Raw genomic sequence first — 21,997 nt, 5'->3', positions numbered from 1 at the left:
AAGGAGGGTAAGCAATATTGTGGTCAATCATTGCTGGAGGTCTTATTGGACTTGTAGCAGGTAGAATCACTAAAAAAGGTAGTTCTATGGGAATCGTCGCAAATGTATTCGCTGGTTTAGTCGGGTCATCTGTAGGACAATCCCTTTTAGGTAGTTGGGCCCATCCATCGCTGGAATGGCTTTGATCCCATCTATTGCAGGAGCAGCAATTGTTGTTACTGTAGTATCATTCTTTACAGGTAAAAAATAATTACTTGTAAAATAAACTATTTTTAAATAGATTAGACGGGTAAAAATAGTTTAATGTTAAATCGAAAGGATTGTATATGTCAAAAACAAAGAAAATATTTTTAATTATTTTCTGTATTTTAATCTTGACAATTTTCCTTCCTGTTTTGATAGATTATCATCAAGTTAGTGATCTAGGCATTCAGCTATTTAGCTGGAGACAGAATCATTTCGTTGAATTCTATCTCTCTAGATATATATTCTGGGGGATAGTGGCTCTATCAACTTTAGTTTTGTTATCGATGTTAGTTGTGTTGTTTTATCCTAAACGTTATTTGGAAATTCAACTTGAAACTAAAAACGATACATTAAAATTAAAGAATTCTGCAATCGAAGGTTTTGTTAGAAGTTTGGTGAGTGATCATGGATTGATCAAGAACCCAACTGTTCATGTAAATTTACGAAAAAATAAATGTTTCGTTCATGTAGAAGGTAAAATTCTTCCTTCGGACAACATCGCTGACAGATGCCAACTAATTCAAAATGAAATAACTAATGGATTGAAGCAGTTTTTTGGTATTGAGCGTCAGGTTAAACTAGAAGTTCTAGTAAAAGACTACCAGCCTAAACCAAAACCTCAAAACAAAAAGACTGTTAGTCGTGTGAAGTAAGGAAGTAAAAAATGGAATGGCTTAAACAATATCGATATCCAATTATCACTGGTCTCATAGGCGTATTTCTCGCTTGTTTGATTATCTCCTTTGGCTTCTTCAAAACAATATTTGTATTGATTTTAGGAGCACTGGGAGTTGCAGCTGGGTTATATATCGAAAAAAACTATATAGATAAATAAAAAATAAAAATTACTAATTTAATTAAAGGAGTTTCATATGTCAAACGAAAAAAACACAAACACTAACGTAGAAAAGAAAGATGCTACTGCTGTAGCTCACGAAATCAAAGGGGAACTTACTTACGAAGATAAAGTTATCCAAAAAATCATTGGTCTGTCACTAGAAAACGTTTCAGGTCTTTTGGGAATCGACGGTGGTTTCTTCTCAAATCTTAAAGAAAAAATCGTTAACAGCGATGACGTAACAAGTGGTGTTAACGTAGAAGTTGGTAAAACACAAGTTGCAGTTGACTTAAACATTATTGCTGAGTACCAAAAAAATGTTCCAGCTTTATATTCAGAAATCAGAGAAATCGTATCTTCAGAAGTTGCTAAAATGACTGACTTGGAAGTTGTTGAAATCAACGTAAACGTTGTCGACATCAAAACTAAAGAACAACATGAAGCAGACTCAGTAAGCCTTCAAGATCGCGTATCTGACGTTGCTGAATCAACAGGAGAATTCGCTTCAGAACAATTCGAAAAAGCTAAATCTGGTCTTGGATCTGGTTTCTCAACTGTTCAAGAAAAAGTTAGCGAAGGCGTAGAAGCTGTTAAAGGTGCAGCAAATGGTGTAGTATCTCACGAAAGAACTCGTGTAAACTAAGATAAAATAAATATAACAGGAGAAATTATCATGTCAGTAGAAGAAAAATTAAATCAAGCTAAAGGTTCTATTAAAGAAGGTGTTGGTAAAGCCATCGGTGATGAAAAAATGGAAAAAGAAGGAACAGCTGAAAAAGTTGTTTCTAAAGTAAAAGAAGTTGCTGAAGATGCCAAAGACGCTGTAGAAGGCGCTATCGAAGGTGTTAAAAACATGTTGAGTGGCGACAATAAATAAGGCTAAAAGTTACTTTATCTTTTTAGTAACATTAGTCAAAAGAGTTTGAGTCAAGATGATTCTCAGAAAACAAAAAGCTAGAGATTTCCAATTGCGGAACTCTAGCTTTTTAATTTTGCCTCTTTCTCTTATTATATTTCAGCAGGTTGTTGACCATGAGTACAAATCCCATGTCAATTCTCACTTGGCGCTTACCTCTCAGATAACATCTCTTATAACCCAAACAAACCTTTATCTGCCCAAAGACAGATTTCATATCAATCTTACGTTTAGCGGAAATTTGTCTACCCTTGGAAGATAAAAGTGCCTGATATTCTTTAGTTTTTAAACACTGGTAACGTTCATTCATATACAGTCCCTTTTGAGGGGCTGATTCAGGTTCATCATCGCAGTCAACATTGATTTCAAGGCTGTTTGCTTCTATCTCCCCTTTTTCATGATGTATTTTCGTACAGGTGCTTCAACCATTTGAACGATTTCAAATCCTTCTTTTTGATAAAGGTGCTGGGCTGCTTGATTTGCTTCGAGGACATTTAAAGAAATACTACCTATGTCTCCATTTTCAAAGACCAAACTAACAAATTTCCTTAAAGCCTGCCTACCTAAGCCTTGTCCCTGTTTCTGGGGATTGATAAAAAAGCGTCCAATATGAAGATTGCTGTCTTCTTGCCTGATTTTCTGGATAACCCCCACAAACTCTTGTCCTTCAAAGATTGAAAAGATTCCTTCCAACTCTTGCAAGACTTGAAGGGTCAGTGGAAAAGGAATCTTTGGTCCCATCCATTGTTCCTGAAAATCTTTCCCCAGGGAGTTGGACCATTGGCATACGAGCTGAGCATTTTCTGTGCTCACATTTTCTTCAAAACGAATTGTCATCTCGACCTCACTATCTTGTCTATGTTTCTCCATTATACTACTTCTCCTATTTTTTACGAATAGATAAGTATGATTGATTTTTATTTTTTTCTTGTCGGGAGCATTCTCGCTTCCTTTCTTGGTTTGGTCATTGACCGTTTTCCAGAGCAATCCATTATCCAACCTGCTAGTCACTGTGATTCCTGTCAGACTCGCTTGCGTCCCTTAGATTTGATTCCGATTATCTCTCAAGTAATTGGTCGCTTTCACTGTCGCTACTGCAAGGCTACATATCCTGTCTGGTATGCCCTCTTTGAACTAGGCTTAGGTCTCCTCTTTCTGGTTTACTCTTGGGGATCACTTTCCTTGGGACAAGTCATCCTAATCACCGCTGGTTTGACCTTGGGCATCTACGACTTTCGCCATCAGGAATATCCCTTACTGGTCTGGATGACTTTCCACCTAATCCTCATGGCTTCCTCTGGCTGGAATCTAGTCATGGTCTTCCTCCTTGTTCTTGGAATTTTGGCTCATTTTATCGATATCCGCATGGGTGCAGGGGATTTTCTCTTTTTAGCTTCTTGTGCTCTCGTCTTTAGTGTGATCGAACTACTCATCTTGATTCAGTTTGCTTCTGCAACAGGAATTCTAGCCTTTCTCCTGCAAAAGAAAAAGGAAAGACTTCCTTTCGTGCCTTTCCTCTTACTTGCTGCTTGCGCGATTATTTTTGGTAAGCTACTGCTTGTTTGATAAAGTCCTCAATCGGCTCTCCTTGGTGGAGAGCTTTTACGATTTTCGAACCGACAATCACGCCATCTGACACCGCATTGAAGCGTTCTACATCGTCTTGACTTGATACACCAAAACCTGTCAAGACTGGGATATCAGCTACTTGATGCAATTGTGCCAAGTGCTTGTCCAAATCTGCACGGTAATTTCCTGATTTTCCTGTCACCCCATTGATGGCAACGGCATAGACAAATCCTTCTGCCTCTTCAATCAACTCCTTCTGGCGCTCAATCCCTGTGGTCAAGCTTACTAAAGGAATCAAAGCAATGTCTGTATCTGCCAAAAATGGCTCTACAAAATTGGCATGCTCATGAGGAAGGTCTGGAATAATCAAGCCCTTAACCGCTGTATCTGCCAAATCTTTGACAAAGTTCTCCACACCGTACTGAAAGAGGGGGTTGAAGTAGGTCATGATGACCAGTGGAATCTCTGTTTGAATGGTTTTCAAGGTTTCAACCAAAGCCTGAGTAGAAGTTCCGTGGGCTAGACTGCGCAAGCCAGCTTCTTCTATAACAGGTCCATCTGCGACAGGATCTGAAAAGGGAATACCGACTTCAATAGCCGAAACACCCAAATCTTCTAAAAAGTTGATTGTTTCAGCGAGTCCAGCCAAACCTTTCTCATGGTCTCCAGCCATGATATAAGGAACGAAAATTCCTTTTCCAGCTGCTTTAATAGCATTTAATTTTTCTGTTAGTGTCTTAGGCATGAGCTTCTCCCTTCTTTGCTGCATCTGCTTCCAAGCGGTCTTTGACTTGAACCACATCCTTGTCACCACGACCTGATAGACAGACTATCATGGATTTGTCTGGACCGAGTTCTTTGGCCAATTTCACCGCAAAGGAGATAGCATGGCTAGATTCTAAGGCTGGGATAATCCCTTCCACACGAGACAAGAGCTGGAATCCTTCCAAGGCTTCTTCGTCTGTCACAGGAACATAGCTGGCACGTTTAATATCGTGGTAGTGAGAATGTTCTGGACCGATACCAGGATAGTCCAAACCTGCTGAGATAGAGAAGGCTTCAAGAATTTGACCATGGGCATCTTGGAGCACATCCATGAGGGAACCGTGAAGGACACCCGGACGACCCTTGGTCAAGGTAGCTGCGTGGTGCTCTGTGTCTACACCAAGTCCAGCTGCTTCAGCCCCATACATAGCTACAGACTCATCTTCTACAAAGGGATGGAAGAGGCCGATAGCATTAGAACCACCACCAACACAGGCTACTAGGGCATCTGGCAAATCTTGACCTGTCATATCGCGATACTGTTGCTTAGCTTCTCGACCGATGACACTTTGGAAGTCACGAACGATTTCTGGGAAAGGATGAGGCCCCAAGGCAGAACCAAGGATATAGTGGGTATCATCAATATTAGCTACCCATGAACGAAGGGCTGCATTGACTGCATCCTTGAGCACGCGCGAACCATCTGTCACTGCCTCAACCTTGGCTCCCAAAAGCTCCATGCGGAAGACATTGAGGGCTTGGCGTTTAACATCTTCCTCACCCATATAGATGGTACATTCCATGTTAAAGAGGGCTGCAGCAGTTGCAGTTGCCACACCGTGCTGACCAGCACCTGTTTCAGCGATAATTTTCTTTTTGCCCATGCGTTTAGCCAGAAGAACTTGTCCCAAGGCATTGTTAATCTTGTGGGCCCCTGTATGGTTAAGGTCTTCACGTTTGAGATAAATCTTGGCTCCGCCAATATGCTGGGTCAAGTTTTTTGCGTAGTAAAGAGGAGTTTCACGACCTACGTACTGACGTAAGAGCTGGGTCAATTCCTCCTGGAAACTTGGGTCTGCCTGACTTTCACGGTAGGCCTTCTCCAACTCCAAAACTGCTGTCATCAATGTTTCTGGGACAAAACGTCCGCCGAATTTTCCGTAAAATCCATCTTTATTTGGTTCTTGATATGCCATTCTTTACCCTCTCTATAAATCTTCTAATCTTTTCATGATCTTTTTGTCCATCTGTCTCCACTCCGCTCGATACATCGACTGCATAGGGAGTAAAGTGTTGAATTGCTTTTACGACATTGTCTTCATTAAGCCCACCTGCGATAAAGAAGGATTGAGCTAGTCCTGTCGTATCCAGTTGACCCCAGTCAAAGGTCTGGCCACTCCCAGCCACAGGAGCATCAAAGAGTAGATAGTCTGCCTGAGAATTGGGCACATGACCCTCTCCATCCACCTGCACAGCCTGAATACTGGCACAAGGCAAATTCTCAAACAAATCATCCGCCACCTGACCGTGAACTTGAACCAAGTCCAAGCCAACTTTGTCAATGACTTCTAGCAGTTGAGCCCGACTTGGTGAAACAAATACACCAACCTTTTTGACATCTGCAGGAATAAGCTTTGCCAGCTCAGCAGCCTCTTCCAAGGTCACCTGCCTTTTACTAGGTGCAAAGACAAAACCGATGTAGTCGGCTCCTGCTGAAACGGCTGTTTCCACCGCTTCTTTGGTCGATAGTCCACAAATCTTAACCTTTGTCAATCTGCAACTCCTTGATTCTCTGGGCTACATCTTCTGCCTGCATGAGAGCTGTCCCTACTAAAATTCCGTTAAAGTATGGAGCTACTCGTTCCGCATCCTGCCCTGTGAAAATAGCAGATTCAGAAATGTACAAGCAATCATCTTTGAAATGTTTAGCCAAGTCTACACTGGTCTGCAAGTCAACTTCAAAGGTGGTCAAGTTACGGTTATTGACCCCGATAATTTGAGCTCCAAGGCGGTGTGCTACCTCTAGTTCAGCTAGATTGTGGGTTTCCACTAAAACTTCCAGACCAAGCTCTGTCGCGTAGTCATACAGTTCCTTGAGACGTTCTTCTGACAAGGCAGCCACAATGAGCAGGATGACTGTCGCACCTGCATTGCGAGCACGGATGATTTGCTTTTCATCGATGATAAAGTCCTTGTTAAGCGTCGGAATCTCTACCTGACTGGAAATCTCTTTTAGATAATCCAAATGCCCTTTAAAGAAGACTTCATCTGTCAAAACCGAAATCATCACTGATCCGTTCGCTTCATAAGTCTGGGCCTGTTGCACAATATCCACATCTAGATTGATATCTCCCAGACTAGGGCTAGCTTTCTTGACTTCAGCGATTACCTGTAAACGGTCCTGATGATTCTTCAAAAATTCTGCCAAGCGATAGGTCTGGCGCAGGGGCTGGATTTCCTCCAGCTCCATCTGCTCAACCTCACGCGCCTTCTGCTCCAAGATTCGTACTAAAAATTCCTGACTCATTTTTGGTACTCCTGTAACAGTCTGAGTTTTTCAAGTGCCTTGCCACTAGCAATCACTTGACGGGCCAAGGCAACTCCCTCCTTGATGCTAGCTACCTTACCATTAGCATAGAAACCAAGACCAGCATTTAAGACTGTCGTTTCCAAGAATGGACTTGGTTCGTTTTTAAGAACGCTGAGCAAAATTTCTGCATTTTCCTGAGCATTGCCACCACGGATATCTTCGATAGCGTAGCGTTCCATCCCCAAATCCTCTGGAGTAAAGCTTGACAAGGTAATTTCTCCATTTTCAAGAAGAGCAATTTTGGTTGTTCCGTTCAAGCCGGCTTCATCCAAGCCTTCTGGTCCAGCAACTACGATAGCACGTTTGCGACCCATATTTTTCAAAACCTGAGCTGTACTTTCTAGAAGTTCTGGACGACTAATCCCAAGAAGCTGTGTTTCCAAGGCCATTGGGTGAATCAGGGGACCAGTCAAGTTCATAATCGTTGGAATTCCTAGTTCCAAACGAGCTGGCATGATATATTTCATGGCTGGGTGCATATTTTTAGCAAAGAGAAAGACGATGCCAGTTTTATCAAAGACCTTACCTAGTTCAGCTGGTTTGAGGTCTAGATTGATACCCAAGGCTTCTAGGACATCTGCAGAGCCAGATTTAGAAGAAATCGAACGGTTACCGTGCTTGGCCATGTGGACACCGCCACCAGCCAAGACAAAGGCTGCAGTTGTAGAGATGTTAAAGCTGAAAGACTTGTCCCCACCTGTACCACAGTTGTCCATGGCATCATGAATCTCAGTTGGAATGTGTTGGGCATGTCCTCTCATGACTTGAGCAATGGCTGTGCGCTCTTCAGGTGTTTCCCCCTTCATCTTAAGAGCCAAAAGGAGAGAAGCAATCTGTGCCTCTGTTACACGTCCAGTTACGATACGCTCAATGACGTCCGTCATTTCCACACCTGATAAATTTTCAAATTTTGCTAGTTTTTCAATAATCTCTTTCATCCTAGTTTCCTCACTTTACAACCTTCTCGATAAAATTCCGAATAGAAGACAAGCCATCTGGCGTTCCAATGCTCTCTGGATGGTACTGGAAGCCATAAATCGGTAGGTTTTTATGTTGAATCCCCATGATGGCTTGGTCATCAGTCGAACGAGCTGTCACTTCAAAGTCTTCTGGCATTTCTTCAATCAAAATACTGTGATAACGCATGACTGCACGGCCATCCTCGATGCCTTGATACAAAACAGATGGCGTTTCAAAGCTGATATTGCTCTGTTTCCCATGCATAACTTTTGGAGCCAAACCTAACTTACCACCAAAGACTTCTGCAATGGCTTGGTGACCCAAACAAATCCCTAAAATCGGCTTCTTACCTGCAAAATCACGAATCATTTCTTCCATCTTACCAGCATCAACTGGCCAACCAGGACCAGGAGAAAAGACCAGACCATCTGCTTTTTCAGCTTCTTCATACAGCTTGGGATCATCATTTCTCAAAACCTGAACTTCTGCAAAATTCCCAATGTACTGCGCCAAGTTATAGGTAAAAGAATCATAGTTGTCAATCAATAAAATCATGGTCTTAGTTCTCCAATTCTAGTCATAGATTTAGCTTTGTTAATGGTTTCTTGGTATTCGTTTTGGGCGATGGAGTCGTAGACAATCCCTGCTCCAGCCTGAACATAGGCTGTTTGATTTTTGAGAATCATAGTTCGGATGGCAATGGCAAAATCCATATCACCCGTCGCAGACAAGTAGCCGATTGCTCCTGCGTATACGCCCCGTTTTTCCGTTTCCAGTTCATAGATGCGTCTCATCGCTCGAATCTTTGGTGCTCCTGAAACTGTTCCAGCAGGAAGTGTTGCTTTCAAGGCATCCATGGCAGTGAGTTCTGGAAGCAAACGTCCCTTGACCACACTGGTCAAATGCATAACATAGCGGAAGAGCTCCACTTCCATATACTTGGTGACTTGGACACTGGCCGTTTCAGAGATGCGACCAATATCATTACGACCCAAGTCTACTAACATTCGATGCTCTGCTGTTTCCTTCTCATCCGAAAGCAGGTCTGTCGCCAAAGCCTTGTCTTCTTCATCCGTAGCGCCTCTTGGTCGTGTCCCTGCAATCGGATTGGTTGTCACGATGCCATTTTTGACAGAAACCAAACTTTCTGGACTAGCTCCGATGATTTGATAATCCCCAAAATCATAGAAATAGAGATAATTAGATGGATTGGTCACGCGAAGATTTCTGTAGAAGTCAAATGGATTTCCGGTAACTTCTGCTGAGAAACGTTGACTGAGTACACATTGGAACATATCGCCATTACGAATCAAGTCACGAGCCGTTTCCACCATTTCCTCAAACTTTTGAGGAGCGATATGGGGTTTGAAGTCAAGTGGTGATAAATCCAAGTCTTCAAATTCATTTGGAGCAGGAATGCGTAATTCCTCAAGCACTTGGTTCAAGGCTTTTTCCAAGTCTTCTTGACTACGCTCACTATAGAGAGCATCCTCGATGACATGAATTTTTTCCTTCTTGTGGTCAAAGACCATGTAACTCTCATAGACAAAGAAATGCATGTCTGGCGTCCCAATTGTATCTTGAGGGATTTGACCAATTTCTTCATAAAGCGAAATCATATCGTAGCCAACAAATCCAATGGCTCCCCCACCAAAAGGTAGGTCTGAATGGTGCTGGTTCTTATGAGTCACTTCATAAAGGAAATCCAAGGGATCCCGATCAATCACTTGACCATTTTGATAAAGAACTCCATTTTCAAACTTAATCTCAAAAACTGGATTATAGGCTAAGATAGAAAAACGAGCGGTTTCCTTGTCTCTCGGAATACTCTCTAAGATAACCTTGTGTTGCCCCTTTAGGCGCATATAAGCCAAGATTGGTGATAAGACATCTCCATGAATGATTCGTTCCATTGTAATTTCCCTTTCAGTTCTACTTCTAGTCCGTGGCGACTGTATGAAAAATCCCCACGCAAAATAACTTGCGTGAGGACGAAATTCGCGGTGCCACCTCAATTATAGGATTTCTCCTATCTCTCATTCCTGTCTCAGATACCTCCTGTAACAGGCTGTGCGATAAAGGGCACTCCCTTGAGAATTATGTTTTCTTCTCTCGTTTCAGATGGACCCAACCTTACAGCATTCTCTGCTTGTTTCCAGCAACCACAAGCTCTCTGTGAGAGAAAGGACTGTAATTTTTCCATCTATTATTTTTTAGCTTCTAGGTAGTCTGCAATCGCAGCTACGTCCTTGTCTCCACGACCAGAGACATTGATGATGATAATATCGTCTTTACTTAGTTTTGGTGCACGTTTAACCGCTTCTGCGATAGCGTGCGAACTTTCAATCGCTGGGATAATTCCTTCAGTCTTGCTGAGAAGGAGGAGAGCCTGAACAGCTTCTTCGTCTGTCGCAGCCACATATTCCACGCGACCTGAATCTTTAAAGTAGGCGTGTTCTGGGCCAACCCCTGGATAGTCCAATCCAGCTGAGATAGAGTAAACTGGAGCCAACTCTCCGTCTTCCTTAAAGACTGCATAAGTCTTCATGCCGTCGACAATTCCGATACTACCTTTTGTCATAGTAGCTGCGTGCTTGTCTGTGTCAAGTCCATGTCCAGCAGCTTCGACCCCAACCAATTTAACTTCTTCATCAGCTACATACTGAGAAAAAGCACCGATGGCATTGGAACCACCACCTACACAAGCAATAACGTAGTCTGGTAAGCGTCCTTCTTTTTCTAAGATTTGACGGCGAGATTCTTCACTGATGACCTTTTGGAACTCGTGGACAATTGTAGGATAAGGGTGAGGACCTACAGCAGATCCCAGAACATAGAAGGCTTCAAGGTCATTCATCCATGCTCCAAAGGCTGCATCAACAGCATCTTTAAGGGTACGAGTCCCTGTTTCAACTGCGTGAACAGTTGCTCCCATCATCTCCATACGGAAAACATTGAGACGTTGACGTTCCACATCCTCTGCCCCCATGTAGACATCACAGGCCATACCAAACTTGGCTGCAGCTGCCGCCGTCGCAACCCCGTGCTGACCAGCTCCTGTTTCTGCGATTACTCGTTTTTTGCCCATACGTTTGGCCAAAAGAATCTGTCCTAAAACGTTGTTTAGCTTGTGAGAACCAAGGTGGTTAAGGTCTTCACGTTTGAGATAAATCTTAGCGCCACCTAAGTGGTCTGTCAAACTTTCCGCAAAATAGAGCGGTGTTTCGCGACCTGAATAGTCCTTTAAGTAATGGCGAAATTCTGCCAAAAATTCTGGATCATCCTTGTACTTGTCAAATGTCACTTCCAACTCATCCAACAAAGCCTGAATCGGCTCCGGTACAAAACTACCACCAAATTGTCCAAAATAACCTTTAGTTGTCATAAAATTTTCCTCTTTCTGTATTGGTTCCAAGATATGAAAAAAGCCCACACACAGAATCTACTTCTGCGTGAGGGCGTTGGTAACGCGGTGCCACCTCAATTATAAAGGGACTATCCCCTTTACATCTCTACCTTGTCTAACAACAAGTTGCACTGTAAGGTGTGCGCACCGAACTTTCATTGTTTCAAATTCATTTTTAAAATCAGCCCACTTTCACTACTTCCAACCACCTGTTCACAATCACCACAGGCTCCCTGAAGATCAAAAATAATTACTTTTCTGATTTATTGAACTTATTTTAATACTTTGTTTTTTCTTTGTCAAGACTTTTTTACAATTTTTTTGATGAAGCTAGTACTTTTTCAGAAACTGTTTTGAAAGTCTCAATGATATAGTCCACTTCTTCATCGCTTAATTTAGTGTGAAGAGGGAGCGTAATTTCATTTTCAAAGAAGGCATAAGCCTTAGGATAGTTCGCCATATCAAAACCAAGATTCTTATAGGCTGTCAAAAGCGGAAGCGGTTTGTAGTGGACATTGCTTGCAATTCCTGCTTTAGCTAATTCTTGGATAATAAGATTGCGTTCTTCTAAGCTTGCTCCTTCTACATGGGTAATGTAGAGGTGACGTGAAGATTCGACAGTTTCAGTCTTGTGTGCTAAAGGATGAATGCGAGAACCTGCAAAACCACGATCATAGCAGTCCACAATGTCCTTACGACGTTGCAACAAACTTGGATAGCGATCCAATTGTACCAGACCAAGTGAAGCCATGATATCGGTCATGTTGCACTTGTAGGCTGGTGTTACTATATCATATTCCCATGAACCCAATTGCATCTTAGCTAGGGCATCTTTTGTTTGACCGTGAAGGGAAAGAATCTGGAATTCCTTGTACATCTCTTCGTCGTCAATCGCTGGATTAGCTTTCCAAGTGGCACTTCCACCTTCGGCCGTTGTAAAGTTCTTAACGGCATGGAATGAGAAGGATGTGAAGTCAGCGATAGAACCAGCCGGTTGACCCTTGTAAGTAGATCCCAAAGCATGAGCACTATCAGAAACAATCACGATACGGTTAAAGGCTTTTTGCCACTTGCTTGAAGCAGTAAAGAGGTCACGTTTCTTCTCCACTACTTGGAACAAACGGTCATAGTCGCAAACAATCCCTGCAAGTTCTACTGGAATGATTACCTTGGTATTTTCAGTGATAGCTTGCTCTAGCAGGTCATAGTCCATCTCAAACGTATCTGCTTGAATATCCACCATTACAGGGGTTGCTCCCACGTGAGTGATGACACTACATGAAGCTGTATAGGTCATGGCTGGAACGATGACTTCATCACCAGGTCCTACTTCCAAAACGCGTAAAATCAACTCCAGAGCGGCAGTCGCAGAGTTTAGGCAGACAGTCTTAGGAGTCTGTGTGTATTGAGACAAGCGACGCTCCAATTCTTTGGTCTTAGGACCGGTTGTAATCCAACCAGAACGCAGGGTATCCGCTACTTCAGCAATTTCTGCTTCCGTAATATCGGGTGGTGAAAATGGAATATTGTAATTTGGCATTGATTTGCTCCTTTTATCTGTACTCATTCTCTCATGACTACTTTATTTTAGTACTTCAAACACGGTTTGAAACATGATTTTGATGTCTCCAAGGAAACTAAACTCTCGGAGATAGGCGAGGTTATAGCGCATCTTTTCAGGAAGAACATGCTCTACATAAGCTTGGTCAACTGACAGGCCTTTCTCCGTCATTTGACTGATGATAGTGTCCTCATCCTTGTAGTTAATGCTGGCTGGAGAGGTAATCCCTGCTGGCAAAAGCAAGGTTGCCATCATTTCAGGGCTATACTGCTCTGTGTAGCGTGGCACTTCAGGTCGTGTACCGACAAAGGACATTTCGCCTTTAAGGACATTGACCAGCTGAGGCAGTTCGTCCAAACGCACACGGCGGATGAAATTGCCAACCTTGGTAATACGACTATCGTTAGCAGAAGTCACCAGACTCCCTTTTTTATCCGCATCCGTCACCATGGTCCGGAACTTCCAAATCTTGAACCGACGGTTGTACTGGGTCACACGCTCTTGCTTGTAAATCACTGGCCCCTTGCTATCCAACTTGATCCAAATGCTCAAAATGAGAAAGATGGGAGAGGTCAGAACCAGTACAACCAAGGCCAAAACCCAGTCCAAACAACGCTTGAAAATCAGCGAACCCTTCCTTTTAGAGACAAGCTGGTAGTAAGACTCAACCTCGCTTGATTTCATTTCCACGGGCAAGTCTTCCCATTTCAGCATGCTGTTTCTCCTTTGTTTTTATTATACTATTTGTCAACATTTTTCATTATACCACAAAATGGAAAAGGCGGTGAAAGAAATCTGTAATTTGAAGGATTTCCTTCTTACACTCAATGAAAATCAAAGAGCAAACTAGGAAGCTAGCCGCAGGTGGCTCAAAGTACAGCTTTGAAGTTGCAGATAAAGCTGACATGGTTTGAAGAGATTTTCAAAGAGTATTAGGCCATGGCCCCTACCTGCAAACTATACATCTTGTGATAGGTTCCTCCCAAGGCCAAAAGTTCCTCATGGCTTCCGCTCTCGATGATGCGCCCCTTGTCCAAAACATAGATACAGTTGGCGTCTTGGATGGTAGAAAGGCGGTGAGCGATAGCAATGGTTGTTCGTCCCTGTCTCATCTTAGCCAGTGAAGCTTGAACCAGACTTTCTGTTTCAGAGTCAATATTTGCTGTCGCTTCATCCAAAATCAAGATTTTGGGCTGACTGGCAACTGTTCTAGCAAAGGCAAGAAGCTGGCGCTGTCCAGTTGAAAAGCTCGAACCACGCTCGGACACAGGTGAGTCGTAACCCTGAGGAAGGTCTTGAATAAAGGAATCTGCATCCACGAAGGCTGCAGCAGCCTGGACCTGCTCATCACTAATGTCTTGGTACATGGCGATATTGGACTTAATGGTTCCATGATAGAGGAAGGGTTCCTGCAAGACCAGACCGATGTTTTTTCTCAGCTCTTCCTGACTGTAGTCCCTAATATCCACATCGTCCAAGAGAACTCGCCCTGATTGAAATTCATAAAAGCGCATGAGGACATTAATAATCGAAGATTTCCCTGAACCTGTATGGCCTACAAATGCAATGGTTTCACCCTTGTTAACCGAAAAGGAAATATCATCCAGAATCTGATGTTTCCCGTCATATGAGAAACACACATGTTCAAAACGGATATTGCCTTCTTTGACTTTAGCCTGGCCATTTTCTTGAAGAGGTTCATAGGTCCTCTCGTCTATCAGGGAAAAGACACGGCCTGCAGAAACCATAGACGTTTGAAGGGTTGAAAAGTTTTGCGTCACCTCAATCAAGGGGTCAAAGAGGCGATTGATATACTGGATAAAGGCATACATGGTCCCTGCTGTTATTCCCAGATAAAGTCCACGGTACCCAAAATAAGCCATTAACACTGCATATCCTAGGAGTTTCAGCAAACTCATGGCAGGGCGCAAAAAGAGGGCATCCAAGGCTACAGAACGGTTGGCGTAGACCAAGTGTTCTTGGTTGATTTCATCAAACTCTGCCTGTAGGCGATTCTCTTGATTAAAGGCCTGGATAATCCTGATTCCCTCGATGTTTTCGGCCAGCTTGCTATTGATATCTGACAAGAGACTTCTGGTTTTCTCAATGATTTTCACTGATTTTTTCCGATAGAGATTGACCAAAAGGAAAATCAAGGGGAGAAAGAGCAAGACTAATGCTGTCAAACGAAAATCCAATACCAACATGGTATAAAGAGTGGTCAGAAAAATGAAAACTGCTGAGATAAAGCTAGATAAAATCCCCGAAAACATATCACTGATAGTCTCGGTGTCATTTGTCAAACGAGAGACGATAGAGCCTGCTGGTGTCTTGTCAAAATAAGACATGCCCAATTTCTCCATATTGGCAAAGGCATCACGACGAATATCTCTAACAATGCTGTAGGATACCCGCGCAAAGAGAAGATTACCGACATACTGGACCAGAGTTTGCAGGAGATAAAGACCATAGTAGGCCAGCAAAACGGTCACGGCAAGTTGGTTGAGATTGCTGAGATACTGGTCGATAAAGTGGGAAGCCACAAGGGGAATGACACTTTTGATGACCGTCGTCGCTAGCAGAAAACTGAGTGCCAAAAAGGTCAGGAGTCCATAAGGCTTGAGATAAGACATCAAGCGCTTCAATACAGTCCATTGTTCTTTCTTATTCTGCATCTTCTTCTCCTTTCATTTCCAGCTGCTGAGACTGGTAGGTTTGAGCATACCAGCCATCCAAAGCTAGCAAGTCTTCGTGCCTGCCTCGTTCGATAATTTGGCCATTTTGCAGGACTAAAATCAAATCTGCATGGACAACTGCACTAAGGCGATGAGCCGTAATAATGGTTGTCTTGTCCTTACGTGTTTCCTTAAGGTTGTCGATAATCGCATACTCTGTCTTGGCATCCACGGCCGACAAAGAATCATCCAAAATCAAGATATCAGGGTCTAAAATCATAGCCCGACTCATGGCCAGACGCTGCTTTTGACCTCCAGAAAGACTGACTCCCTTTTCACCAATCAACGTATCAAATCCCTGAGGCATGACTACAATGTCTTGGTAAACTTGTGCTAGCTTGGTCGCTTCCTCGACCGCTGAAAGAGGCAGTTTAGGATTGCCAAAGCGAATATTGTCTAAGATTGAAGTCGCAAAGAGAAACTGATCCTGAGGGACATAGCCCATGAGACTGCGAAGGTCTGTCAGACGATAGTCACGAATATCGTGGCCATTCAGATAAATGGCTCCCTTATCCACATCGTATTCACGCAAGAGAAGTTTGATCAAGGAAGTTTTCCCAGAGCCTGTTTGCCCAACCAAGCCCAGGGTTTGCCCTTTTTCTAAACTAAAGTGAACATCCGTCAGTGTTTCCTCATTTTCAAAGGCAAAGCTGTCAATATCGTACTCTAAGCGTCCATTTTCAATACCATCTAAAGGAAACTCGGGGTCTTGTACAGGTGATTCCTGAGACAAAAGTTCCTCAATCCGCTGGTAGGAAACCTTGCCTCGCTGAGTAATATTAAAGAGGAAACCAATAGCCATAAGAGGCCAAACCAGCATATCCAAGTAGCTGATAAAGGTAACCAGATTTCCAACCGTAATCTGCCCTTTCTGAACCATCAAGGAGCCGACCAAAAGGGTTAACACATAGGATGAACCAACAAACAAGAGAACCATGGGATCAAATAGACTATCGTATTTCATGGTTTGGAGGTTCTTTTGGAAGGTCAATTCATTGACCTCCTGAAAGGACTTAAGCTCATCCGACTGATAACCGAAGGACTTTGTCACTTTGATACCTGATACAGACTCCTGCACCTTGTTATTGAGTTCGGAAAAGGCAGCTTGGGATTCGCCAAAAGCCTTGTGGGTCTTTCTCCCTAGACGACTGGTCGCATAAGCCATGAAAGGCAAGGGAAGAATGGCAACCAAGGTCATCTGCCATGAAATGCTAAAGAGCATGGTCAGCAAAGTCACCAGAGCCGTGATAGAAGCATCCACCGCAGACATAACCCCACCACCTGCTAGACGAGTTAAGGCATTGATATCGTTGGTGGCATGCGCCATCAGGTCTCCCGTTCGATAGGTCTGATAAAAAGCTGGAGACATTTTTGTAAAATGCTCAAATAAGCGAGACCTCATAATCTGTCCCAAACGGTAGGAAGTCCCAAGGATATACATACGCCAAACATAGCGCAGATAATACATCCCAAAGGCTGCAAGAAGCAAGTAAAATAGGTCAAGAAGGAGGTCCTGCTGGGTTAATTGCCCCGATGTGATAGCATCAATGACCCGCCCCATGACCATGGGGGGAATGAGATTAAGGACGGAAACCAAGACCAGGGCCACAATTCCGACTAGATAACGGCGTTTTTCTAACTTGAAAAACCACCAAAGTTTTTGAATAATGGACATAAAATCCCTTTCTGATTGCAAATAGAAACCTGAGGCCAAGACCCCAGGTTTTTCTTATTCATAGGTTACGACTGTAACGGCACCCTTGTCATACTCAGCGATAAAGATATTAGCTACATTGTCATGTCCTTGCTTGTTGAGGTTATCAAGCAACCACTCTTCGCTACGACCAATCGATTCCAAAACATCTACTTGGATCACACCGTCAGTCACAACTGGATACTTAGGATTTTCATCCCCCATTTGGACCACGATGAGTTGGCCATTTTGCTCTTGCACAGCTCGTTTAACTTGCTTCATCTGGAAAATTCCTTGGCTACGAAGTTTGAGAGCAACATCTGCCGCAGACAAACCAACTGAACGACAGGCTTCTGGGTCAATCTGCCCATTTTTGATGAGCAGAGTCGGTTTACCATCAATCAAGCGTTTGACAAAACGAACATTGTTATTGAGCCATTTGAGGGTCAAGACCAAAATCGTCCACATCATCAAAATCACTGCATACTGGAGAATACTGATAGAACTATTGTAAATCACCCCACCAATGATACCACCGAGAACATAGTTCTGAATTTGGTCTGTAGCAGAGTTAGGTGCTAGATTCCCCTTTCCTGTCACATTGATAACAAAAACAAGCGAGAAAAGACCCAAGGCCAGTTTGATTAAAATTTCCATGTAGTTGAGTGTCATTTGTTTACCTCCACCAATTCAATAGCGTCTGTTTGATGCAATTCTAATTTCTCTAAAAGATACTTGTCTGGTTGGCTCCCGTTCATGGCACGATAGAAATTTGAACCTACCTTGATAAGTGCTCCATCAGTGGCAGCTGAAGTATTGACATAAACTTCTGATTTATCCACTCCCAAGTCTTTAGAAATGACCTCTATGAAATGAAGGGAAGTTTGAAATTGATTGTTAGAGGCTTGATTGGTCTGGTATTTTGAGATTGTTACCAAAAGCATGGCTACCAAAGTCAAGGCCAAAATCATGACCAATTCACGAAACTTAGTTCCCTTTTTATCACGATAAGCCTTAAAAGCAAAAAATCCTGTGATAGCTAGGAGCACAATACCAAAGCCAATCATGATGCCATTTTGCTGACTGATTTGGCTAAGTACATAGTCATATGAGTAAAATTTCATTTATTTTCACTCCCTTTCATAAAATCATTCTTCATTATAAACGAAAGAGAGTGATTTTTCAAGCCATACGTTGGGGAAATGGACCTTTTTTTGGTATAATAAAATCTATAATCTGAATGAAAAAGGTAACTTTATGAAACTCATCTCATGGAATATTGATTCCCTCAATGCTGCCCTAACTAGTGACTCAGCTCGTGCCAAATTGTCCCAAGAAGTACTACAAACCTTGGTCGCTGAAAATGCTGATATCATCGCTATCCAAGAAACCAAGCTTTCTGCCAAGGGGCCTACAAAGAAACACTTGGAAATTTTAGCTGAACTCTTCCCAGGCTACGAAAATACGTGGCGCTCTTCCCAAGAACCTGCCCGTAAAGGCTATGCTGGTACTATGTTCCTCTATAAGAAAGAACTCACACCCACTGTCACTTTTCCAGAAATCGGTGCTCCTTCTACCATGGACTTGGAAGGCCGCATCATCACCTTGGAATTTGATGAATTTTTCGTGACCCAAGTTTACACTCCAAACGCTGGCGACGGCCTCAAACGCTTGGAAGAACGTCAAGTCTGGGATGTCAAATATGCTGAATACTTGGCTGAACTAGACAAAGAAAAACCAGTCCTTGCGACCGGTGACTACAATGTGGCCCACAATGAGATCGACCTTGCAAATCCTGCTAGCAACCGCCGTTCACCAGGATTTACCGACGAGGAGCGTACTGGATTTACCAACCTTTTAGCAACTGGATTTGCAGACACCTTCCGTCATGTTCATGGCGATGTTCCAGAACGCTACACTTGGTGGGCACAACGCAGCAAGACTTCTAAAATCAACAATACAGGCTGGAGAATCGACTACTGGCTGACAAGCAACCGCGTGGCTGACAAGGTGACTAAGTCTGATATGATTGACTCTGGTGCGCGCCAAGACCACGCACCCATTGTCATGGAGATTGAGCTCTAAGGAGAAAACGAATGGACTATCAAGCTGTCATTCCTGAATTTGTAGTATCTGACCTCGAAAAGTCACGCCACTTCTACTGCGACTTGCTGGGATTTTCTGTCGAATACGAGCGTCCAGAGGAGAAATTTCTCTTCCTCTCGCTTGAAGACTGCCAACTTATGCTAGAAGAAGGCAGCACAGAAGAATTAGCCCAACTAACCTATCCTTTCGGGCGCGGTGTCAATATTTCCTTTGGCATTGCAGATGTTCCTCAGCTCCACCAAAAACTGCTGGAAGCTGACTATCCTATCCATCGTCCCCTGACAAAAAGAGAATTTCGAGTAGGAGATAGCTTTATATATCCCCATGAATTTGCAGTTTTGGATCCAGATGGCTATTTTTTAAGATTTAGCGAGTAGAAAAATAGAAACCTACAATACTGTATCGTGTTGTAGGTTTTTGTTCGTTCGTTTTTTTTATCTAAACACTAACAAAATCTTTGATTTCTAAAGTTATTTAGTGTAAAATAAAAACATTGGCACAAGCCTATTTAAAATTGAATATCATTTTACTTGTTTATGTCGTGAATTGGCACGACGTTTCTACAAGGTGCCGGAACACCTAACAATAAGTAAGTCAGAAGTGAGGTATGGTCGTTTTTGCCATGCCTATTTTGGGGACTTGCTTAGAGATTAAGTAGGTCCTTTTTCTATCAGTTTTACTGGATAGAAATCTGAAACAAGCAAATGGATTAGCTTTTAGACTTTAGGAGGTCTTATGAAATTATTAGAAGAGCGCGTCCTCAAGGATGGGCATATCTTGGGTGATAACATCCTCAAGGTGGATTCCTTTTTAACCCACCAAGTTGACTTTAGCTTGATGCGAGAAATCGGTAAGGTTTTTGCGGAAAAATTTGCTTCTGCTGGCATTACTAAGGTTGTAACCATTGAAGCGTCAGGTATTGCCCCAGCCGTTTTTACAGCTGAAGCCTTAAACGTTCCCATGATTTTCGCTAAAAAAGCTAAGAACATCACTATGAACGAAGGCATCTTAACTGCCGAAGTTTACTCCTTTACCAAGCAGGTAACCAGCACCGTTTCTATCGCTGGAAAATTCCTCTCACCAGAGGACAAGGTTTTGATTATCGACGACTTCCTTGCTAATGGCCAAGCTGCTAAAGGCTTGATTCAAATCATCGAACAAGCTGGTGCCACAGTCGAAGCTATCGGTATTGTGATTGAAAAATCCTTCCAAGATGGCCGTGATTTGCTTGAAAAAGCAGGCTATCCTGTCCTATCACTCGCTCGTTTGGATCGTTTTGAAAATGGTCAAGTTATTTTTAAGGAGGCAGATCTCTAATGCAAACTCAAGAAAAACATTCGCAAGCAGCCGTTCTTGGCTTGCAACACTTACTAGCCATGTACTCAGGATCCATCCTGGTTCCTATCATGATTGCGACAGCCCTTGGCTATTCAACTGAGCAGTTGACCTACCTGATTTCCACAGATATCTTCATGTGTGGGGTGGCAACCTTCCTCCAACTCCAACTCAACAAATACTTTGGGATTGGACTCCCAGTCGTTCTCGGAGTTGCCTTTCAGTCGGTCGCTCCCTTGATTATGATTGGGCAAAGCCATGGTAGTGGCGCTATGTTTGGTGCCCTTATCGCATCAGGGATTTACGTTGTTCTTGTTTCAGGCATCTTCTCAAAAGTAGCCAATCTCTTCCCATCTATCGTAACAGGATCTGTTATTACCACTATTGGTTTAACCTTGATTCCTGTCGCTATTGGAAATATGGGAAATAACGTTCCAGAGCCAACTGGTCAAAGTCTCTTGCTTGCCGCTATCACTGTTTTGATTATCCTCTTGATTAACATCTTTACCAAAGGATTTATCAAGTCTATCTCTATTTTGATTGGTCTGGTTGTTGGAACTGCCATTGCTGCTAGCATGGGTTTGGTGGACTTCTCTCCTGTTGCAGCAGCACCACTTGTCCATGTCCCAACTCCACTCTACTTTGGGATGCCAACCTTTGAAATCTCATCTATTGTCATGATGTGTATCATCGCAACGGTTTCTATGGTGGAGTCGACTGGTGTTTACCTAGCCTTGTCTGATATCACGAAAGACCCAATCGACAGCACGCGCCTTCGCAACGGTTACCGCGCAGAAGGCTTGGCCGTACTTCTCGGAGGAATCTTTAACACCTTCCCTTACACAGGATTTTCACAAAACGTTGGTTTGGTTAAATTATCAGGTATCAAGACTCGCCTGCCAATCTACTACGCAGCTGGTTTCCTCGTTCTCCTTGGACTCCTTCCTAAGTTTGGTGCCCTTGCCCAAATCATTCCGAGCCCTGTCCTCGGTGGTGCCATGCTGGTGATGTTTGGTTTTGTATCAATTCAAGGGATGCAAATCCTCGCTCGTGTTGACTTTGCTAACAATGAACATAACTTCCTTATCGCAGCTGTTTCAATCGCTGCAGGTGTCGGTCTAAATAACAGTAATCTCTTTGTCAGCATGCCGACAGCCTTCCAAATGTTCTTCTCAAACGGAATCGTTGTAGCTAGCCTACTTGCTATTGTCCTCAATGCCATATTAAATCATAAAAAGAAATAAGAAAAAGAGGTGTGAACCTCTTTTTTGTGTAGC

The 21,997-nt window shown here is 43.0% G+C and carries 24 protein-coding genes, 2 pseudogenes, 1 riboswitch and 2 other annotated features; of the genes and pseudogenes, 10 read left to right on the top strand and 16 right to left on the bottom strand.

Annotated features, from left to right (window positions below):
- Nucleotides 1-14: 14 nt before the first annotated feature.
- From B7696_RS01270 to B7696_RS01250, 5 genes and pseudogenes are all read left to right on the top strand, one after another.
- Nucleotides 15-250 (top strand): annotated as a pseudogene (locus B7696_RS01270) (GlsB/YeaQ/YmgE family stress response membrane protein).
- A 76-nt stretch (nt 251-326) separates the two neighbouring features.
- Entirely contained in the window at nt 327-899 is a 573-nt protein-coding gene (gene amaP / locus B7696_RS01265) for an alkaline shock response membrane anchor protein AmaP (RefSeq protein ID WP_023946078.1), read from the top strand.
- Nucleotides 900-910: 11 nt separating this feature from the next.
- Nucleotides 911-1,081: a DUF2273 domain-containing protein gene (locus B7696_RS01260; protein WP_000455069.1), complete on the top strand. Its 171-nt coding sequence runs from the start codon at nt 911-913 to the stop codon at nt 1,079-1,081.
- 37 nt (nt 1,082-1,118) lie between these two features.
- Entirely contained in the window at nt 1,119-1,727 is a 609-nt protein-coding gene (locus tag B7696_RS01255) for an Asp23/Gls24 family envelope stress response protein (protein ID WP_084861710.1), read from the top strand.
- A 30-nt stretch (nt 1,728-1,757) separates the two neighbouring features.
- Nucleotides 1,758-1,961: a CsbD family protein gene (locus B7696_RS01250; protein ID WP_000109960.1), complete on the top strand. Its 204-nt coding sequence runs from the start codon at nt 1,758-1,760 to the stop codon at nt 1,959-1,961.
- Nucleotides 1,962-2,070: 109 nt separating this feature from the next.
- Here B7696_RS01250 and B7696_RS01245 read toward each other — a convergent pair.
- Together B7696_RS01245 and B7696_RS01240 are read right to left on the bottom strand one after the other, a co-directional pair.
- Nucleotides 2,071-2,340 (bottom strand): annotated as a pseudogene (locus B7696_RS01245) (transposase); the annotation flags it as partial.
- A 41-nt stretch (nt 2,341-2,381) separates the two neighbouring features.
- Nucleotides 2,382-2,837, bottom strand: a complete 456-nt coding sequence (locus tag B7696_RS01240) for a GNAT family N-acetyltransferase (RefSeq protein ID WP_049499338.1) — start codon at nt 2,835-2,837, stop codon at nt 2,382-2,384.
- Between the two features lie 69 nt (nt 2,838-2,906).
- On the opposite strand from B7696_RS01240, the gene B7696_RS01235 reads away from it, so the two are divergent.
- Nucleotides 2,907-3,566, top strand: coding sequence for a prepilin peptidase (locus B7696_RS01235; RefSeq protein ID WP_084861709.1), 660 nt, complete (start codon nt 2,907-2,909; stop codon nt 3,564-3,566).
- Here B7696_RS01235 and trpA read toward each other — a convergent pair.
- From trpA to B7696_RS01160, 14 genes are all read right to left on the bottom strand, one after another.
- On the bottom strand, nt 3,538-4,314 hold the full coding sequence (trpA, locus tag B7696_RS01230; protein ID WP_084861707.1) for a tryptophan synthase subunit alpha: 777 nt from the start codon (nt 4,312-4,314) through the stop codon (nt 3,538-3,540). The genes B7696_RS01235 and trpA overlap by 29 nt on opposite strands.
- Nucleotides 4,307-5,530 carry a tryptophan synthase subunit beta gene (gene trpB, locus B7696_RS01225; protein WP_084861705.1) on the bottom strand — a complete coding sequence of 408 codons (1,224 nt, stop codon included), beginning with the start codon at nt 5,528-5,530 and terminating at the stop codon, nt 4,307-4,309. The genes trpA and trpB (B7696_RS01225) overlap by 8 nt, the downstream gene beginning before the upstream one ends.
- Nucleotides 5,508-6,107: a phosphoribosylanthranilate isomerase gene (locus B7696_RS01220; RefSeq protein ID WP_084861704.1), complete on the bottom strand. Its 600-nt coding sequence runs from the start codon at nt 6,105-6,107 to the stop codon at nt 5,508-5,510. Before B7696_RS01220 ends, trpB (B7696_RS01225) begins: the two co-directional genes overlap by 23 nt.
- Complete coding sequence (trpC, locus tag B7696_RS01215; RefSeq protein WP_084861702.1) at nt 6,094-6,861, bottom strand: indole-3-glycerol phosphate synthase TrpC; 768 nt, start codon at nt 6,859-6,861, stop codon at nt 6,094-6,096. The genes B7696_RS01220 and trpC overlap by 14 nt, the downstream gene beginning before the upstream one ends.
- The gene (trpD, locus tag B7696_RS01210) at nt 6,858-7,862 is read right to left on the bottom strand and encodes an anthranilate phosphoribosyltransferase (RefSeq protein WP_004256041.1); all 1,005 of its coding nucleotides are present in this window, start codon (nt 7,860-7,862) and stop codon (nt 6,858-6,860) included. Before trpD ends, trpC begins: the two co-directional genes overlap by 4 nt.
- A 10-nt stretch (nt 7,863-7,872) precedes the next feature.
- The gene (locus B7696_RS01205) at nt 7,873-8,439 is read right to left on the bottom strand and encodes an aminodeoxychorismate/anthranilate synthase component II (RefSeq protein WP_084861700.1); all 567 of its coding nucleotides are present in this window, start codon (nt 8,437-8,439) and stop codon (nt 7,873-7,875) included.
- Nucleotides 8,436-9,797 (bottom strand): anthranilate synthase component I, encoded by a 1,362-nt coding sequence (trpE, locus tag B7696_RS01200; protein WP_084861698.1) that lies wholly within the window; start codon nt 9,795-9,797, stop codon nt 8,436-8,438. The genes B7696_RS01205 and trpE overlap by 4 nt, the downstream gene beginning before the upstream one ends.
- Before the next feature lie 71 nt (nt 9,798-9,868).
- Nucleotides 9,869-10,094: a binding site (T-box leader), on the bottom strand.
- Nucleotides 10,091-11,269: a tryptophan synthase subunit beta gene (trpB, locus tag B7696_RS01195; protein WP_000208439.1), complete on the bottom strand. Its 1,179-nt coding sequence runs from the start codon at nt 11,267-11,269 to the stop codon at nt 10,091-10,093. Its footprint overlaps the feature before it by 4 nt.
- 66 nt (nt 11,270-11,335) lie before the next feature.
- Nucleotides 11,336-11,566: a binding site (T-box leader), on the bottom strand.
- A gap of 34 nt (nt 11,567-11,600) precedes the next feature.
- Nucleotides 11,601-12,830, bottom strand: coding sequence for a DegT/DnrJ/EryC1/StrS family aminotransferase (locus tag B7696_RS01190; RefSeq protein WP_084861696.1), 1,230 nt, complete (start codon nt 12,828-12,830; stop codon nt 11,601-11,603).
- 42 nt (nt 12,831-12,872) lie between these two features.
- Nucleotides 12,873-13,565, bottom strand: a complete 693-nt coding sequence (locus tag B7696_RS01185) for a sugar transferase (protein ID WP_050229539.1) — start codon at nt 13,563-13,565, stop codon at nt 12,873-12,875.
- Nucleotides 13,566-13,783: 218 nt separating this feature from the next.
- On the bottom strand, nt 13,784-15,526 hold the full coding sequence (locus B7696_RS01175) for an ABC transporter ATP-binding protein (RefSeq protein WP_084861694.1): 1,743 nt from the start codon (nt 15,524-15,526) through the stop codon (nt 13,784-13,786).
- The gene (locus B7696_RS01170; protein ID WP_084861692.1) at nt 15,516-17,261 is read right to left on the bottom strand and encodes an ABC transporter ATP-binding protein; all 1,746 of its coding nucleotides are present in this window, start codon (nt 17,259-17,261) and stop codon (nt 15,516-15,518) included. The genes B7696_RS01175 and B7696_RS01170 overlap by 11 nt, the downstream gene beginning before the upstream one ends.
- A gap of 54 nt (nt 17,262-17,315) precedes the next feature.
- Nucleotides 17,316-17,951: a DUF421 domain-containing protein gene (locus tag B7696_RS01165; protein WP_000174447.1), complete on the bottom strand. Its 636-nt coding sequence runs from the start codon at nt 17,949-17,951 to the stop codon at nt 17,316-17,318.
- Entirely contained in the window at nt 17,948-18,403 is a 456-nt protein-coding gene (locus tag B7696_RS01160; protein ID WP_000675328.1) for a DUF3290 family protein, read from the bottom strand. Before B7696_RS01160 ends, B7696_RS01165 begins: the two co-directional genes overlap by 4 nt.
- 133 nt (nt 18,404-18,536) lie before the next feature.
- On the opposite strand from B7696_RS01160, the gene B7696_RS01155 reads away from it, so the two are divergent.
- The 4 genes from B7696_RS01155 (at nt 18,537) to B7696_RS01140 (ending at nt 21,964) form a co-directional block, all read left to right on the top strand.
- Nucleotides 18,537-19,364 carry an exodeoxyribonuclease III gene (locus B7696_RS01155; RefSeq protein WP_084861821.1) on the top strand — a complete coding sequence of 276 codons (828 nt, stop codon included), beginning with the start codon at nt 18,537-18,539 and terminating at the stop codon, nt 19,362-19,364.
- Between the two features lie 11 nt (nt 19,365-19,375).
- On the top strand, nt 19,376-19,762 hold the full coding sequence (locus B7696_RS01150) for a bleomycin resistance protein (RefSeq protein ID WP_084861690.1): 387 nt from the start codon (nt 19,376-19,378) through the stop codon (nt 19,760-19,762).
- Between the two features lie 133 nt (nt 19,763-19,895).
- Nucleotides 19,896-19,991: riboswitch (purine riboswitch) on the top strand.
- A gap of 129 nt (nt 19,992-20,120) precedes the next feature.
- A complete protein-coding gene (locus B7696_RS01145) occupies nt 20,121-20,702 on the top strand; it encodes a xanthine phosphoribosyltransferase (protein WP_084861688.1) in 582 nt (193 codons plus the stop codon).
- Entirely contained in the window at nt 20,702-21,964 is a 1,263-nt protein-coding gene (locus B7696_RS01140) for a nucleobase:cation symporter-2 family protein (protein ID WP_061439776.1), read from the top strand. The genes B7696_RS01145 and B7696_RS01140 overlap by 1 nt, the downstream gene beginning before the upstream one ends.
- Nucleotides 21,965-21,997 lie beyond the last annotated feature (33 nt).

This window comes from Streptococcus mitis (genome assembly GCF_002096815.1).
In the GTDB taxonomy this organism is placed as follows: domain Bacteria; phylum Bacillota; class Bacilli; order Lactobacillales; family Streptococcaceae; genus Streptococcus; species Streptococcus mitis_AD.
The sequence above is the reverse complement of the archived record's forward strand: the minus strand, read 5'-3'. Positions and strand labels throughout refer to the sequence as shown.